Raw genomic sequence first — 15,682 nt, 5'->3', positions numbered from 1 at the left:
CGTAAGCAGCTTAATGGGTTTAATAACGGGGGATAAGCCGTCTGAAAGATTCAGACGGCCTTTGGTGTTTATTCGGCAGTCAGGGCGGCTTTTAGAATTTTATTGACTTCGCCCATATCGGCTTTGCCGGCAAGCTGGGTTTTCAATACGCCCATGACTTTGCCCATATCGGCCATGCCGGTGGCGCCGGTCATGGTGATGACGGTATCGACGGCGGTTTTGATTTCTTCTTCGCTCATCATTTGCGGCAGGTAGCGGTTGAGGACTTCGATTTCGTCGATTTCTTTTTGTGCCAAATCGTGGCGGTCGGCTTCGGCGTAGATTTTGGCACTGTCTTTGCGTTGTTTCACCATTTTGGTCAGAATGGCAATGACTTTTTCATCATCGGCTTCGACGCGTTCATCGACTTCGTATTGTTTGACAGCGGCATTAATCAGGCGGATGGTGCTTAAAGACAATTGGTCTTTGGCTTTCATTGCGGTTTTCATGTCTTCGGTAAGCTGGATTTTCAGGCTCATGACGGGCTCCGTAGGGTTGCAGACGACCTGGGTGATGTCGGCATTATAATGGATTTATAAAGGCAAAAACACCGTAGGGCATTCGGCCTTACGGTGTGTCTTGCTCAATAGGAGATTGCGTCCGTATTAATACATTTTAGGAGGCAGTTGTTGGCTGCGCAGGCGTTTTTGCAAGCGTTTGGCGGCAGCAGCTTTTTTGCGTTTGCGCTCGGTAGTTGGTTTTTCGTAAGCTTCGCGGGCACGCAGTTCAGTCAACAGACCGGTTTTTTCTACGGCGCGTTTGAAACGACGCATGGCAACTTCAAATGGTTCATTCTCTTTTACACGGATTGCAGGCATTTTATTTCCTTCAAAATTCTTTAAGTTTACAGCAGTCTGAAAAAGTTTAAGTTGGGTTCAGACAGCCTTTATCGATAGGGTTTTGTCTGTATCGCTGGTGCTTAAACAAGCTGGCGGGATACGCGCCGTGATGTGAACATCACCTCCTAACAAGTCGGCTTGGTGCCGGATATGGCCTTTTATTTGCGTATGTATGAAGATGTAAAAGACCGGAAACAATTTTGTGATTATCTTATAGATTGCTTTTGTGTGTCAAGTTTGGGTAAGGGATTTTAATAGACGTTGTATTATTTTGGAATGGATAATATTGGGGGTATTTAAAAGGCCGTCTGAAATTTTTCAGACGGCCTAAATGATAGGTCAAAAGCTTAGCCGCGAATCACTTTACGCACATGCGGAATGGCGTGCAGCTTGTGAATGATTTGTTTGACCTGGGCCAAATCTTTGGCTTTGATGATGAAACCAAATTCGACAAAGCCTTCGCTGCCGGCGCGGTTGGACGACGGGGTGTTGACCGATTCAATATCGGCGCCGGAGCTGGAAATGGCCTGCGCCATTTGCGCCAACAGGCCGTGGGTGTCTTCCGATTGGATGTTGAGGCTGAGGCGGTAGCTTTGGTTGTTCAGGTTGTCCCAATCGGCATCAAGTTGCTGTTCGGGGTCGGACTTAAGTAACACGTTACAGGTATCGCGGTGGATAATCATGCCCTTGCCTTGAACCAACAAGGCACGGACGGCATCGCCTGCAACCGGATGACAACACTCGGCCAAATGCACGCGGCCGGTTTCTTGGCCGTTGACTTTGATCGGGCTGAGTTTGACTTCGCTGCCGAAGTGTTGGCCGGCCAGTTCGGCGATGTGCATGGCCACGGAAACGGGCTGGGTATTGCCCATGCCGACGTTGTATAACACTTCTTCAAACGAGGTTTTTTTGTCGCTCAAATCGCTCAAATATTTTTCTTTGAGGCCGTCTGAAATCAATACGTCTTTCGGTAACAGGCTGGACAGGGCTTTTTGCAGCAGGTTTTCACCCAATACAATCGCATCATGGCGGTTCATGGTTTTGATGTACTGGCGGATGGCGCTGCGGGCGCGGCTGGACATGGCGAAATTGAGCCATGCCGGATTCGGTTTTGCGTGCTCTGACGTGATGATTTCAACCGAATCGCCGGTTTTCAGCTTGGTGCGCAAAGGCATCATGGTGTTGTTGATGCGTGCGGCAACGGTTTTGTGGCCGATGTCGGTGTGCACGGCATAAGCGAAGTCAATCGGGGTAGCTCCTTTAGGCAGGGTAAGGATTTTGCCTTTCGGGGTCAGGATATAGACTTCGTTCGGGAATAAATCGACTTTGACATGTTCCAAAAATTCGATCGCATTGGCGCTGCTGGCCTGCAAATCGAGAATGCTCTTGAGCCATTGGTTGGTGTGCAGCGTGGCTTGGTCGATGGTGTTTTCACCGGATTTGTAAATCCAGTGGCCGGCCACGCCGCCTTCGGCGACGGCATCCATTTCGTGCGTGCGGATTTGCACTTCAATCGGCAAGCCGTAAGGGCCGACCAACGTGGTGTGCAGGCTTTGGTAGCCGTTGCTTTTCGGAATGGCGATGTAGTCTTTAAAACGGCCGGGTTTGGGTTTGTAGAGATTGTGCAACGCACCCAAAGCAGCGTAACAGGCCGGTACGCTGTTGACGATGACGCGGAAGGCGTAAATGTCCATCACATCGGCAAAACGCAGTTTTTTTTGCAGCATTTTTTGGTGAATGCTGTAAAGGTTTTTCTCGCGGCCTTTGATTTTGGCTTCGATGTTGGCATCAACCAAGCGGTGGCCGAACGCGCGCAATACTTTACCGACCACGTCGCGGCGGTTTTTGCGGCTGTTGTCCATCGCTTTTTGCAGCGTTTCGTAGCGCTTTGGATGCAGGTTTTGGAACGATAAATCCTGCAATTCCTGATAGGCATTGTTTAAGCCGATGCGGTTGGCGATTTGGGCGTAGATATCGAGCGTTTCTCTGGCGATGCGACGGCGTTTGTCCGGGCGCATTGAGCCGAGTGTGCGCATATTGTGCAGGCGGTCGGAAAGCTTGATGATGATGACCCGTACGTCTTTGGTCATGGCGAGAATCAGTTTGCGGAAGCTTTCGGCCTGATGCTCTTCATGGTCTTCGAATTTGAGTTTTTCCAATTTGGACAAGCCGTCTACCATTTCGGCAATGGTTTCGCCGAATTCCGCCGCCATTTCGACTTTGGATACGCCGGTGTCTTCCAAGACATCGTGCATCACGCCGGCACACAAGCCTTGCACATCCATGTGCCAAACGGCCAATTGGGTGGTTACGGCAATCGGGTGGGTGATGTAAGGTTCGCCGCTTTTGCGGGTTTGGCCGTCATGGGCGCGAAAAGCGTAGGCGACGGCTTTTTCGAGCTGTACTTGTTCTTTTTTGCTGAGATAAGATGCCGTTTTAAAGAGTAATTCTCGGGCTTCGGCTGTCAGCGCATCGTAGGGGGCGGTAGATAGGGGTGCGGGCATGTTCAGACGGCCTCTCTCGGGTTGGATAACTTGGTGGTGGGGGCGCTATCGGGTGATTATAAGAAGCGGTAAATATTATCGGCAGGCAGCTGCAGAATAAAACGCATGGCTTGCCATATTGTTATGTCAAAGTTAAGTGGGCAAATAACCGCGCATTAGAGCGCGGTTGAATGGGTGCGTCAGCCTCCGTGGCGGCACGTGTATTATTTGTTGCGGGACAGCAATTCAACGCCGATTTGGCCGGCAGCTATTTCGCGCAAGGCGGTTACGGTCGGTTTGTTGTTGCGGATGTCGTCAACCAAAGGTTGGTTGCCGTTTTCCAATTGGCGCGCGCGGCGGGCGGCAATCAAGGTCAAATCGAAGTGGTTCGGAATTTTCGGGGTGCAGTCTTCGGTGGTGATACGTGCCATATTGCTTGCTTTCTTTCAAAAAAATAAATCGGATAGCGTATTTTCGCTGTTTTTTAAGAATTTTCCAACAGGTTTGTGAGAAAACCTTGTTGGGCGGATTTTTTCAGACGGCCTGACTTGATGATGTGCAGCAAATCGGCTTCGGCAACATCTAAGTCTTCATTGATAACAATATAATCAAAATCAAAGGCTTGCTCGATTTCGCGACGTGCTTCGGCCAGGCGGGTAGCGATGACTTCTCCGCTATCGGTCGCGCGGCCTTTCAGACGGCCTGCCAAGATGTCAAACGATGGCGGCAGAATGAAGATGCCGATAGATTCCGGCAGCACACGGCGCACTTGTTCGGCACCTTGTACGTCGATTTCCAAAATCACATCGAAACCTTGCTCGCTCAATTGGTTGACCGCAGCGATACTGGTACCGTAGTAATTGCCGAATACATTGGCGTGTTCTAAAAAGGCTTTTTGCTCGATTAAGGATTCAAATTCTTCTTTGGGAACAAAATGATAATGTACGCCGTGTTGTTCGCCTTCGCGCGGCTGGCGGGTGGTGTGGGAAACCGATACGCGTAAATCGCTGTTGTTTTTCACGAGGCGCGAAACCAAAGTGGTCTTGCCGGTGCCCGAAGCGGCGGAGATGATGAAAATATTGCCTTTTTTGTTGTGTCGCATGATGTTTTGCCAGTGGGATATTTTCAAGAAATTATAACACAATGCTTGCCGGATTTGGATGTTCAGGCGGTCTCAACATCGGCAGCATAAATTTGTTACAATATGACGTTAAAAATATTCAATCTCGGAAGATTAAGTATGTTGATTCATCCTGATGTGATGGGCGTTGATGCCTTGGCGGAAAAAATCCGCAAAATTGAAAACTGGCCGAAAAAAGGTATTTTATTTCATGATATTACGCCGGTTTTGCAAAGCGCGGAGTATTTCCGCCTGTTGGTGGATTTGTTGGTTTACCGCTATATGGGGCAGAAAATCGATGTGGTGGCCGGCTTGGATGCGCGCGGTTTTATCATCGGCGCAGCCTTGGCTTATCAATTGAATGTGGGTTTTGTGCCGATTCGTAAAAAAGGCAAATTGCCGTTTGACACCGTGTCGCAAAGCTATGCCTTGGAATACGGTGAAGCAACGGTGGAAATCCACGCTGATGCGATTAAATCAGGTGCATGCGTGTTGCTGGTGGATGATTTGGTGGCAACCGGCGGAACCATGTTGGCCGGTGTGGAATTGATCCGCAAGCTCGGTGGCGAGGTGATTGAAGCGGCGGCGATTTTGGAATTCACTGATTTGACCGGCGGTAAGAAAATCCGTGAAGCCGGAGTACCGTTGTTTACGTTGTGTCAAAACGAAGGCTGCATGTAATCGATATAAATCAGCAAAAGGCCGTCTGAAAGCAATATGGCTTTTCAGACGGCCTTGTTATTGTGGTATTCAGTCCGGCAAAAAATGTAAATATCAGTTTGCAATTCGGATATTTGCCATAAATCATTTAGAATGCTGCAACCATACCGGCAATAATAAATCATACCTGAAGATCTGAAGAAGAAAGACGACATGAACGTACAACGCACATTTACCCTGTCGCTGAGCGTAATGGCATTGGCCGTATTGGCCGCCTGCGCTTCGCAAAGCAGCAAACCGACCATGATCCGCGAGTCACGCGTAGAGAGCCAATCACCGGCATCGATTCCGTCACGCCGTGCCGACAGCCAATCGAAAATTTTGTCCGATTTCAGCCAATATGAAAGTGCATTGGACGCAGCCAAGCGTGGTGATGACGCGTGGGCGCAGCAGTATCTGGCGCAAGCAGGCAACAGTGCTATGGCGGAAACCGTGCGCAATGAATGGCTGAAAAGCCTGGGTGCGCGCGGCCAATGGTCAGTGTTCCAACAAGAATACAAAAAATTAGAAGCGGCAGGCCGCTCGCAAGAAGTGGAATGTTATGCTGATTTGAGCAGCAGCAATTATGCTAAAGCTGCCGACTTGGTGCGTGAAACCGCACGCCTGCCGCAAGGCTGTACCCGTTTGGTAGAAGCAGCCGCAGCTTCAGGCCGTCTGAAAGCCGATGAAGCATGGCGCCGTGTGCGCGGTTTGTTAAGCAACAATCAAATCACTGATGCGCGCAATTTGGCTGCATCATTGGGCAGTCCGTTTGATACAGGCGCGCAAGGTACGCAAGAATACCGTTTGCTGTCGGTTATCGGGAAAGATGCGCGTAAATCGCCTTCTGCCGCCGCCAGCCTGTCGGCAATGGAAGACAGCTTGAGCCGTGCGCAAAGCAGCTTCGCTTGGGGCGTATTGGGTCAATATCAGGCGTATAGCCAAAATATGCCGGCCGCGTTGAGCTACTACGGCCGCGTTGCCGATCGTAAACAATTGACCGACGATCAATTCGAATGGTACGCCCGCGCCGCTTTGCGTTTGCAACGTTGGAACGAATTGTCGAGCGTGATTCAAGAAATGCCGGCCAAACTGCAAAAATCGCCGACTTGGCAATATTGGTTGGCACGCAGCTACGCCGCACAGGGCAATAGCGCACGCGCCAAATCGTTGTATGAACAAGCCGCCGCTTCCGGCCGTAATTTTTACGCCGTGTTGGCAACCGAAGAACTCGGCCGCCGCATCAATATCAAAAACAACGTCGGTCAAACCAGCCGCAGCGATGTCAGCCGCATGGCCAATGATGGTGCCATCAACCGTGCCTTGACCTTGTTCAAAACCAGCCAAGCCGGCGGCGACAGTAAAATGCGTCGTCAAGCGCAGGCGGAATGGCGCTATGCTACGCGCGGCTTCAGCGAAGACAACTTGCTTACTGCAGCACAAGTGGCGTATGACAACCAATTTTATGATATGGCCATCAATACCGCCGACCGCACCGAGCACAAATTGAATTACAACTTACGCTACCTGTCGCCGTTTAAAGACACCACCGTGCGTTACGCTACCCAAGCCGGCGTCGATCCGGCTTGGGTGTACGGCCTGATCCGCCAAGAAAGCCGCTTTGTCATGGGTGCGCAATCATATGCCGGTGCGCAAGGTTTGATGCAGGTAATGCCTGCTACGGCTCGCGAAATTGCCGGTAAAATCGGTATGAGCAGCAGCGAACTCTATACCATGGACGGTAATATCCGCATGGGTACATGGTACATGGCCGATACCCGTCGCAATCTGCAAAACAACGAAGTATTGGCGACTGCCGGTTATAACGCCGGCCCGAGCCGCGCACGCAGATGGCAGGCTGCCGCACCTTTGGAGGGTGCGATTTACGCCGAAACCATTCCCTTTACCGAAACACGCGATTACGTGAAAAAGGTCATGACCAATGCAACTTACTATGCATCATTGTTTAATGAACCGCAAACTTCATTGAAACACCGCATGGGTACGATTCCCGCACGTTATTGATGGCTTAAATCTCAAAACAAAGACCGTCTGAAGGTCCGGACGGCCTTTATGCCATCATTTATCGGCTTTGGAAACCAAATTATGCTGTATCGCATACACTGCGGCTTGTACGCGGCTGCTTAAGTTGAGCTTTCTCAAGATGCTTTGCACATAAGCCTTGATGGTCGATTCGGCTAAATTCAAATGCTTGGCAATGACTTTGTTGCTATGACCGATGGCGAGATGTTTTAAGGTTTCCAATTCACGCGGGGTCAGTGATTCTAAGGCATCAGGCGTGTTTTCCTGCACCGGATTGATGAGTGACTGCACCAAATGGGCGGTCATTTCAGGAGAAAATACGCTGTCGCCGTTGGCGGCCTTGGCGATGGCATTGATAAGAAAATCGGCATCGATGTTTTTCAATAAAAAGCCTTGTGCCCCCAGCTTCATGCATTCAATCAAATCGTCGCTGTCTTCCGATACAGTGAGCATGACCACTTTTTGCGACGGGTTGCTGCTGAGAATTTGTCCAAGCGCTTCTCTGCCGTTCATCACAGGCATGTCTAAATCCAACAATACGACATCAGGGTGAACCTGTTCAACTAATTTTACGCCGCTGAGGCCGTCTTCGGCTTCACCGATGATTTCAAAATCCGCTTCACCCAACACGGATTTGATGCCGCGTCGAAACAGTGTGTGATCATCAATCAAAACAATGCTTGTACTCATTCTAAAATTCTTTCTTTTTTCGGTAGTAGCAGTGAAATTGTGGTTTGTCCGGGCCGGGATACCACGTTTAAATCGGCATGGATGCGTTGCGCACGTTCATACATAATATTCAACCCGACGTGGCCGTTTTCGGCAAAATCATTTAAATCGGCAGTATCGAAGCCGCAGCCGTTGTCTTCGATTTTCATCTCGAAATCCTCTTGATTATGAAACGAAACATTTACCTGCGTGGCCTGTGCGTGTTTGCGGATATTCGACAGACTTTCCTGCAAAATAAAGATAAACTGCAATTGCTGCTCGGCAGTCAGCAGAGGACCATTGTCCTGCCAGTCGGTGACGGTGTCGGTTTTCGTTTGCTGGCGGAAGCGGGCAATCAAGCGCTCAACGGCATCATTGAATTCGTTATGGGTAATTTTGGTACGGAAATTCAACAGTAATTCACGCACATCTTCATAGCATTCCTGCACACCTTCTTTGATAAATTGCAGCTTTTCATTGACCTTGGCATCTTGATTCAAACCGGATTTTTCCAAGGCTTTGTCGAGCATTTGGATTTGCAGGTTTAAAAAGGTCAGCGTTTGGGCGATACTGTCGTGCAGCCCCTGCGCAATCAGATTGCGCTCTTGTAAGACGGCCAATTGGCGGTTTTCGATGCCCAAGCGTAAATTACTCACGGTGATGCCCAATTGTTGGCACAGCGATTCGAGCAAATGATCATCGCCGTTGTCTGCGCCGGCATGATTGAAATACAGCGTCATCATGCCTAAATCTACGCCGTTGCTGCTGATTTTAAACACGCGTAAAAAGTGAAAACCCGATTGGCTGCACAAGGGTTCGGCCACTTCGTGATTTTGCGGCGGTGTTTTGTAGAAGTTGACTGTTTGACGGCCGGATTGGTTCACTGCCCGGCCGCAGCTGCATTCTTCCAGTTTGCGGCAGGCTTCGGCGGTTTGCAGGTTTTCGGGCAAACCAGAATGTGCAATCAAATCCATGCGTTTGCGCTGGAAATCAATCAGGCGGATGCTGCCTGCTTGAGCGGGAACCATGTTCATGATTTTGTTTAAGAAGCCTTCGGCGGCTTCGGCAACAGTCTGCGCTTGGCTTAATAAGTGGCTGAAGTAATAGAGTGTTTCCAGGGTGTGGTTTTTTTGTGCCAAATCGCGGGTTTTATCGGCAACCTGCTGCTCCAAATTTTGGTAAAGGTTGTGCAGACGGGTACTCATCTGGTTGAAGCCGTGATCGACTTCGGCAAATTCTGTCACGTTTTCGATCGGCACCTGCTTGCCGAATTGCCCATCATGAATCGCCGTGACACCGTTTTGCAGGCGGGTGAGCGGCAGGATAATCCAGCGGTAAAGCAGGAATACCATAATCATTGAGCTTATGCAAACCATGCACAGCAGCATCAATTGGAAAATGCGTAATTTATTGATATATTGGTTGTTAACGATTTCAACCGACTTAGCCAAGGTATCGATGGATTGGATAAAGGGCGGGATTTCGCTGCGGTCGAAGGCCAAACGTTCGGCCGAAATAGTCTGAAACCACGGTTTGATGTCGTTGGTCCAAGTGTGTTTCAAGCCAGCCAGATTGGCTTGCACATCTTCATCGTCGGGCAGAAACAGAGGCCGCTCAGGCACGCCGTTAATTAAGTCGGCAAGGGTTAGGTCAAAATCTTCGATATAGTGATCGATTTCGGATTGCTGTGCATGGCTGTTGAGCAGCAGACCCAAACGGTAGGTTTGCATGCGCAGGCTGCCGGTGTCGTTGATGGCGGCGGCTCCGCCTTCCAAACGCCACGACAAAATCAGTGTCAAAACAATTGAACCTGCGGCGGCAATCAGCCACAGCAGCGTTAACAGTTTCAAACGGGTGGAAAGGCGTTGGGGCAGCAGCATATTGATACTCAAATCACAAACTTTTTAACATCTTAATCCGACTATATTAACAGGTTCGGACGCCCTGTGCACAGGACGTCCGAAATCAGCATGGCATTAACATTTTACTTCTGCTCGGGCGCGGGTGTAATACCACCAGTTGAGCAACAGGCAGATAACGTAAAACGCGATAAAGCAGTATAAAGCCATGTTGACGCTGCCGGTGAGTGCGATGGATGTGCCGTAGCTTTTGGGGATGAAAAAGCCGCCGTAAGCTGCGAACGCACCGGTAAAACCGGCTACGGCCGCGCCTTCTTTGCCTGCGTTGATTAAAGCTTGCTCGCGGCTGATGACGCCTTGTTCGGCCAAACGCTGCTGCTGAATCAGAAAGATAATCGGAATTTGCATAAAGGTTGAGCCATTGCCGATGCCGGTGAGTGCAAATAGCGCCAAGAAGCAGGCGAAGAAGCCCCAGAAATTACCGCCGTGGCCGTCTGAAGGCAGGAAAAACAGTACACCGAACACGGCAATAATCATGCCGGCAAATACCCATTGCGTGATTTTTGCGCCGCTTTGGATTTTATCCGACAACCAGCCGCCGAAAGGGCGCACCAGCGCACCGACCAAAGGGCCGATAAAGGCATATTTCACCGGGTCAACGCCGGTAAACTGGCTTTTGGTCAACAACGGGAAACCGGCGGCAAAGCCCAAAAATGAGCCGAAAGTGCCCAAATAAATGATGCACATAATCCAGTTGTGTTTGCGTTTGAAAATCACTACCTGCTCTCTGAAGCCGGCTTTCGCGTTGGCCAAATCGTTCATGCCGAACCATGCAGCAATGGCCGACAAGATAATAAACGGCACCCACACAAAGCCCGCGTTTTGCAGCCAGATTTGTTTGGTTACGCCATCTCTGCCCCAAGTTTGCGGTTCGCCGCCCAAACTACCGAACAATGCGGCGGTAATCACCAGCGGTACGAGAAACTGCGCCACCGATACGCCCAAGTTGCCCAAACCGGCGTTCAAGCCCATGGCGGTGCCTTTTTCCGCTTTCGGGTAGAAGAAACTGATGTTGGCCATGCTGGACGAGAAATTGCCGCCGCCAAAGCCGCACAACAAAGCCAAAATTAGCATGGTGGTGTAGCTGGTGTCGGGGGTTTGTACAGCCAAACCCAGACCGATGGCGGGCAAGAGCAGGCTGGCGGTGGAAATCGCCGTCCAACGGCGGCCGCCAAAAATCGGCACTAAAAACGAATAAAAAATGCGCAAAGTTGCGCCCGACAAAGCCGGCATGGCCGCCAGCCAGAAGAGTTGGTTTTCATTATATTGAAAACCGATAGACGGCAGGTTAATCACCGCCACGCTCCACACCTGCCAAATGGCAAACGCCAGCATCAGCGCAGGAATGGAAATCCACAAATTGCGGGAAGCGGTTTTCTTGCCGCCGTTTTGCCAGAAATCGGAATCTTCCGGCCGCCAGTCTTGAATTAAACGCGACATCGCATTACTCCTTGTGATGGTCTTCAAGCAGGCCGTCTGAAACCGAAAAATATTTCAGACGGCCTTGAAGGGTTATCCGTGGCGTTTGCCTTTGAATGAGAAGTGCATCCAAATCAGCGAAATACATACCGTACCGTAAAGCAGCATGAAGGCAGTCGAGCGGATACCGGTGAAATCCAAAAGCGCGCCGAACATAATCGGCAGTAAGAAGCCGCCCATGCCGCCGGCTAAGCCGACTGCGCCGGAAACTGCGCCGATATTGTCGGGGTAGTCACTGGCCACGAATTTGAATACCGATGCTTTACCTACCGCCATCGCAATACCGGCGGCAAACATCAGCAGGGTAAACACGGTTACGTTCAAGCCTATGCTCATGCTCATCGGGCCGTTGGCCGTCTGAATCACCATTTCGGTTTGCGGGTAAGACAAGATGAAGAAACACACCCACAATACCCACATCACGCCCCAAGTCACCTTATATGCGCCGTATTTATCGGAAAGATAACCGCCCAATGCACGCAACACACCGCCCGGCAGGGAGAAGCAGGCAGCCAGAAAAGCGGCCGTCTGAATGCTCAGGCCGTATTCATCGATGTAGTATTTGGTCATCCACAGCGACAAACCGACATAACCGCCGAATACCACCGAATAATATTGGCTGTAACGCAATACGCCCGGGTCTTTCAACAGCAGCAATTGCTCTTTCAGGCTGGTGTTGGAAGGCACCAAATGTTTCGGATCGTGGTAGCTGGTGAACCAAAACAAAACCGCCGTACCCAGCATCACCGCCGCATAAACGGTCGGCACGAAATGCCATGTGCCGTAAGCAATAAGCGCAGGGGCGAGGAATTTGTTGACGGCGGCACCGGCATTACCCGCGCCGAACACGCCCATCGCCAAGCCTTGCCGGTCTTTCGGGAACCAACGCGCCACATAAGGCGTGCCGACCGAAAACGAACCGCCGGCCAAACCCATCATCAGGCCGATAATCAGAAACTGCCAGTAGGCATCGGCATATTTCATCAGGAAAATTGCCGGCACGCTCAGCATCATCAGCACAAACATCACAATGCGGCCGCCGTAACGGTCGGTCCAAATGCCCAACGGCACGCGAATCAGCGAACCGGATAACACGGGCAATGCGGCCAAAATACCGAATTCGGTTTCCGACAGGCCCAACTCTTTTTTCACCGGAATACCGACCACTGCCATCATCATCCAAATCATGAAGCAGACGGTAAATGCGAAGGTGCTGGTAATCAGTACGGAATAGCGTTTATACGTTTCGGAGGCCATTGTCCCCCTGCCTTTCTTAATGGTTTGATACAAATTCAGATTCGGCTTTCAGACGGCCTTGGATTCATGCAATACAAAGGCCGTCTGCAAGGCCGGATTAACGGCGGCGCACCAACTGCCATGCGCGTCCGACATAAGCTACGCTGGCAAAACCGCTCCAAACGTGCACCATGCGGGTGAACGGGAAGATGAAGAAGAAGGTCATGCCCATAAAAATATGCAGCTTAAAGAGAAAATTCACGTCTGCCAGATAGGCCGCCGCACCACCGCGGAAGGTAACGATGTGTTGCGCCCAGTGCATGAGTTTCACCATTTCATGACCGTCGAGATGGCCCATGCTGACAAAGATGGTGCATAAGCCCAATACCAAGGTAATCAAGAGCCAAAGCAACACCAATTTATCCTGCCAAGAGCTGTTGGCGTTGATGCGGTCGATTTTGAAACGGCGCTGAATCAACAAAATCAGGCCGAACAGCGCCATCACGCCGAATATGCCGCCCATTGTCATTGCAAACACCTGTTTTGCGCCGTGGCTCACGCCGATGGCATCCCAAAACCACAAAGGGGTCAACAGGCCGAACAAATGGCCGAAAAACACTGCCAGAATGCCGACGTGCATCAAAATACTGCCCAAGCGCAATTGGCCGTGAAACAGCAATTGGCTCGAATCGCTTTTCCACGAATACTGCTCACGGTCAAAGCGCACCAAGCTGCCCAAGAAAAACACCGCCAGACAGATGTACGGGTAAATGCCGAAGAAAAATTGATTGAAGGTATTCATGATTTATCCTCCTTTAAGAGCGAGCGCCAAGGCTGCCCTTGGGGTAAAACCGTACGGTTTCGACGGTCGGTTTCAGTAAAGGCTCAATGCCTGCCATGTCGGGGCCGAACATTTCCATAGCTTCGTCCATGTCGCGCACCGGCGGCTCGATTAAGGCTTTCGGCTCGACCGGCGTCAGCGTCACCGCGGCTTGCAGCAGCGCGGCATAAGGCGATCCGGCGGCTTCGAGTTTGCCGGCAATATGCGCAATCACATGTACCGCATCGCCGAGGATTTTTTGCGCTTCTGCTTCGGGAATAAACGACAGGAATTCCAACACCGCAGGCAGATAATCCGGCAATTCTTCGTCGCCCAACTCAAAGCCGTGGCGGCGGTATTCCTCGATTAAATCCACCATTGCACTGCCGCGATCGCGGTCTTCGCCATAGACATGTTCGAAGAGGTACAGCGACTGATGGCGGTTACGGTCGAAATTCAGCACATAATATTCCTGTAGTTCGCGCAAAGATGTGTTGCCCAGATAATCCAAAAAGGCTTGTAATGCTTCGCGCTTCGGATTGAATTCAGGCCATTCGTTTAAGGCCGTCTGAAACTCGGGCATCGCGTCAATCAGTGCTTGCTCGGGGTAACACATCAAGGCCGAAAGCCACTTGTAAACCAAAGGGTTGCTCATCAGTGCACTCCTTCTTCGCGGTTTTTCCCGGCGTCCTTACGCAAACCGTGGAACACAATCGGTGCAGCTTTGCGTTTGCCGAACAGGCTTTCGTTACTTTCGCCGCCCGAACAACCGTTGCCGAAAGTGAAGCCGCAGCCTTTTTCGTTGAAGGTTTCTTCCACCATTTCTTTATGGCTGGTCGGAATCACGAAGCGGTCTTCATAGTTGGCAATCGCCATCACTTGATACATTTCTTCCACTTGCGCAGGGGTCAGGCCGGTGCCGTCTAAGGTTTGCTCCAGCGTTTCGCCGTGCACCACTTGGCCGCGTTTGAAGCGGCGCATGGCAATCATGCGTTCGAGCGCGTCTTTAATCGGTTCGATTTTGCCCGCGGTGAGCAGGTTGGCCAGATAACGCAGCGGAATACGCATTTCGTCCACGCTCGGAATGATGCCGTTTTCGCCGACCAAACCGTTTTCAATGGCAGATTGAATCGGCGACAAAGGCGGCACATACCAAACCATCGGCAGCGTACGGTATTCGGGGTGCAGCGGGAAGGCAATTTTCCATTCCATCGCCATTTTGTACACAGGCGAGCGTTTGGCCGCATCGAGCCAACTTTGGCTTATGCCTTGTTCCAATGCTTGGCGTTGCACTTCAGGATCGTTCGGATTCAGGAACACGCCCAATTGCGATTCATACAAATCTTGCGGATTTTCTACTGAGGCGGCTTGTTCGATTTTATCGGCGTCATACAGCAGCACGCCCAAATAGCGGATACGGCCGACGCAGCTTTCCGAGCACACGGTCGGTTGGCCGTTTTCGATGCGCGGGTAGCAGAAGGTGCATTTTTCCGCTTTGCCGCTGGTCCAGTTGTAGTAGATTTTTTTGTACGGGCAGCCGGAGACACACATGCGCCAGCCGCGGCATTTATCTTGGTCGATCAACACGATGCCGTCGTCTTCGCGCTTGTAGATGCTGCCGGAAGGACAGGATGCCACGCAGGTCGGGTTCAGGCAGTGTTCGCACAGGCGCGGCAGATACATCATGAAGGTCTGCTCGAATGCGGCGTGCATGTCTTTTTGAATACCTTCGAATAATACGTCTTTGGCGCGTTTTTCAAATTCGCCGCCCAAGTCGTCTTCCCAGTTCGGCCCCCATTCGACTTTGTCCATTTTTTTGCCGGTCAATACCGAAACAGGGCGCGCGGTCGGCGGTGTTTTCATTTTCGGCGCATTTTGCAGATGCTCGTAGTCATAGGTGAACGGCTCGTAGTAGTCGTCGATTTGCGGCATGTTCGGGTTAGCGAAAATATTGGCCAGAATCTTCAGCTTGCCGCCTTGTTTCGGTACCAGTTTGCCGTCGGGTTTGCGCACCCAGCCGCCGTTCCATTTTTCCTGGTCTTCCCAATTTTTCGGAAAGCCGATACCGGGCTTGGTTTCCACGTTGTTGAACCATGCGTATTCGACGCCGTCGCGTGCCGTCCATACATTTTTACAGGTCACGGAGCAGGTGTGGCAGCCGATACATTTGTCGAGGTTCAGAACCATGCCGATTTGCGCTCGGATTTTCATAATGGTGTTCCTTGTGTTTTGTGTTTCAGACGGCCTTTTTCAGAGGCCATCTGAAAGATTTTTTATGGGTATGTCTGCTTGCGGGA

At 51.0% G+C, this 15,682-nt stretch carries 14 protein-coding genes; 2 read left to right on the top strand and 12 right to left on the bottom strand.

Features of this window, described 5'->3' with window-relative positions; translation table 11 throughout:
• Positions 1-68: 68 nt before the first annotated feature.
• The 5 genes from H4O27_RS08635 to gmk all read right to left on the bottom strand — a co-directional run bounded on the left by H4O27_RS08635 (position 69) and on the right by gmk (position 4,463).
• Positions 69-518, bottom strand: a complete 450-nt coding sequence (locus H4O27_RS08635; protein WP_165007443.1) for a GatB/YqeY domain-containing protein — start codon at positions 516-518, stop codon at positions 69-71.
• Positions 519-644: 126 nt separating this feature from the next.
• On the bottom strand, positions 645-857 hold the full coding sequence (rpsU, locus tag H4O27_RS08630; RefSeq protein WP_003680926.1) for a 30S ribosomal protein S21: 213 nt from the start codon (positions 855-857) through the stop codon (positions 645-647).
• Positions 858-1,225: 368 nt separating this feature from the next.
• The gene (locus tag H4O27_RS08625) at positions 1,226-3,382 is read right to left on the bottom strand and encodes a RelA/SpoT family protein (RefSeq protein WP_165007440.1); all 2,157 of its coding nucleotides are present in this window, start codon (positions 3,380-3,382) and stop codon (positions 1,226-1,228) included.
• A gap of 203 nt (positions 3,383-3,585) precedes the next feature.
• The gene (gene rpoZ / locus H4O27_RS08620) at positions 3,586-3,792 is read right to left on the bottom strand and encodes a DNA-directed RNA polymerase subunit omega (RefSeq protein WP_165007437.1); all 207 of its coding nucleotides are present in this window, start codon (positions 3,790-3,792) and stop codon (positions 3,586-3,588) included.
• Between the two features lie 53 nt (positions 3,793-3,845).
• On the bottom strand, positions 3,846-4,463 hold the full coding sequence (gmk, locus tag H4O27_RS08615; protein ID WP_165007434.1) for a guanylate kinase: 618 nt from the start codon (positions 4,461-4,463) through the stop codon (positions 3,846-3,848).
• A 102-nt stretch (positions 4,464-4,565) separates the two neighbouring features.
• On the opposite strand from gmk, the gene H4O27_RS08610 reads away from it, so the two are divergent.
• Both H4O27_RS08610 and H4O27_RS08605 read left to right on the top strand, forming a co-directional pair.
• Positions 4,566-5,162, top strand: coding sequence for an adenine phosphoribosyltransferase (locus H4O27_RS08610; protein ID WP_371864793.1), 597 nt, complete (start codon positions 4,566-4,568; stop codon positions 5,160-5,162).
• A gap of 192 nt (positions 5,163-5,354) precedes the next feature.
• Positions 5,355-7,205, top strand: a complete 1,851-nt coding sequence (locus H4O27_RS08605; RefSeq protein WP_165007428.1) for a lytic transglycosylase domain-containing protein — start codon at positions 5,355-5,357, stop codon at positions 7,203-7,205.
• 54 nt (positions 7,206-7,259) lie between these two features.
• Here the strand turns inward: H4O27_RS08605 and H4O27_RS08600 are convergent, their stop codons facing one another.
• The 7 genes from H4O27_RS08600 to narH all read right to left on the bottom strand — a co-directional run bounded on the left by H4O27_RS08600 (position 7,260) and on the right by narH (position 15,596).
• Complete coding sequence (locus H4O27_RS08600; protein ID WP_165007426.1) at positions 7,260-7,913, bottom strand: response regulator; 654 nt, start codon at positions 7,911-7,913, stop codon at positions 7,260-7,262.
• The gene (locus H4O27_RS08595; RefSeq protein ID WP_308806038.1) at positions 7,910-9,823 is read right to left on the bottom strand and encodes a type IV pili methyl-accepting chemotaxis transducer N-terminal domain-containing protein; all 1,914 of its coding nucleotides are present in this window, start codon (positions 9,821-9,823) and stop codon (positions 7,910-7,912) included. The genes H4O27_RS08600 and H4O27_RS08595 overlap by 4 nt, the downstream gene beginning before the upstream one ends.
• Before the next feature lie 84 nt (positions 9,824-9,907).
• On the bottom strand, positions 9,908-11,290 hold the full coding sequence (locus tag H4O27_RS08590; protein WP_165007423.1) for a NarK family nitrate/nitrite MFS transporter: 1,383 nt from the start codon (positions 11,288-11,290) through the stop codon (positions 9,908-9,910).
• 72 nt (positions 11,291-11,362) lie between these two features.
• Positions 11,363-12,586 carry an MFS transporter gene (locus H4O27_RS08585; protein ID WP_165007420.1) on the bottom strand — a complete coding sequence of 408 codons (1,224 nt, stop codon included), beginning with the start codon at positions 12,584-12,586 and terminating at the stop codon, positions 11,363-11,365.
• 97 nt (positions 12,587-12,683) lie between these two features.
• The gene (gene narI / locus H4O27_RS08580) at positions 12,684-13,367 is read right to left on the bottom strand and encodes a respiratory nitrate reductase subunit gamma (protein ID WP_165007417.1); all 684 of its coding nucleotides are present in this window, start codon (positions 13,365-13,367) and stop codon (positions 12,684-12,686) included.
• 13 nt (positions 13,368-13,380) lie between these two features.
• Entirely contained in the window at positions 13,381-14,040 is a 660-nt protein-coding gene (gene narJ / locus H4O27_RS08575; protein ID WP_371865574.1) for a nitrate reductase molybdenum cofactor assembly chaperone, read from the bottom strand.
• Complete coding sequence (gene narH / locus H4O27_RS08570; protein ID WP_165007414.1) at positions 14,040-15,596, bottom strand: nitrate reductase subunit beta; 1,557 nt, start codon at positions 15,594-15,596, stop codon at positions 14,040-14,042. The genes narJ and narH overlap by 1 nt, the downstream gene beginning before the upstream one ends.
• Between the last annotated feature and the right edge of the window lie 86 nt (positions 15,597-15,682).

Origin of the sequence: Neisseria yangbaofengii, from assembly GCF_014898075.1 — a bacterium.
Classification (GTDB): Bacteria; Pseudomonadota; Gammaproteobacteria; order Burkholderiales; family Neisseriaceae; genus Neisseria; species Neisseria yangbaofengii.
The sequence above is the reverse complement of the archived record's forward strand: the minus strand, read 5'-3'. Positions and strand labels throughout refer to the sequence as shown.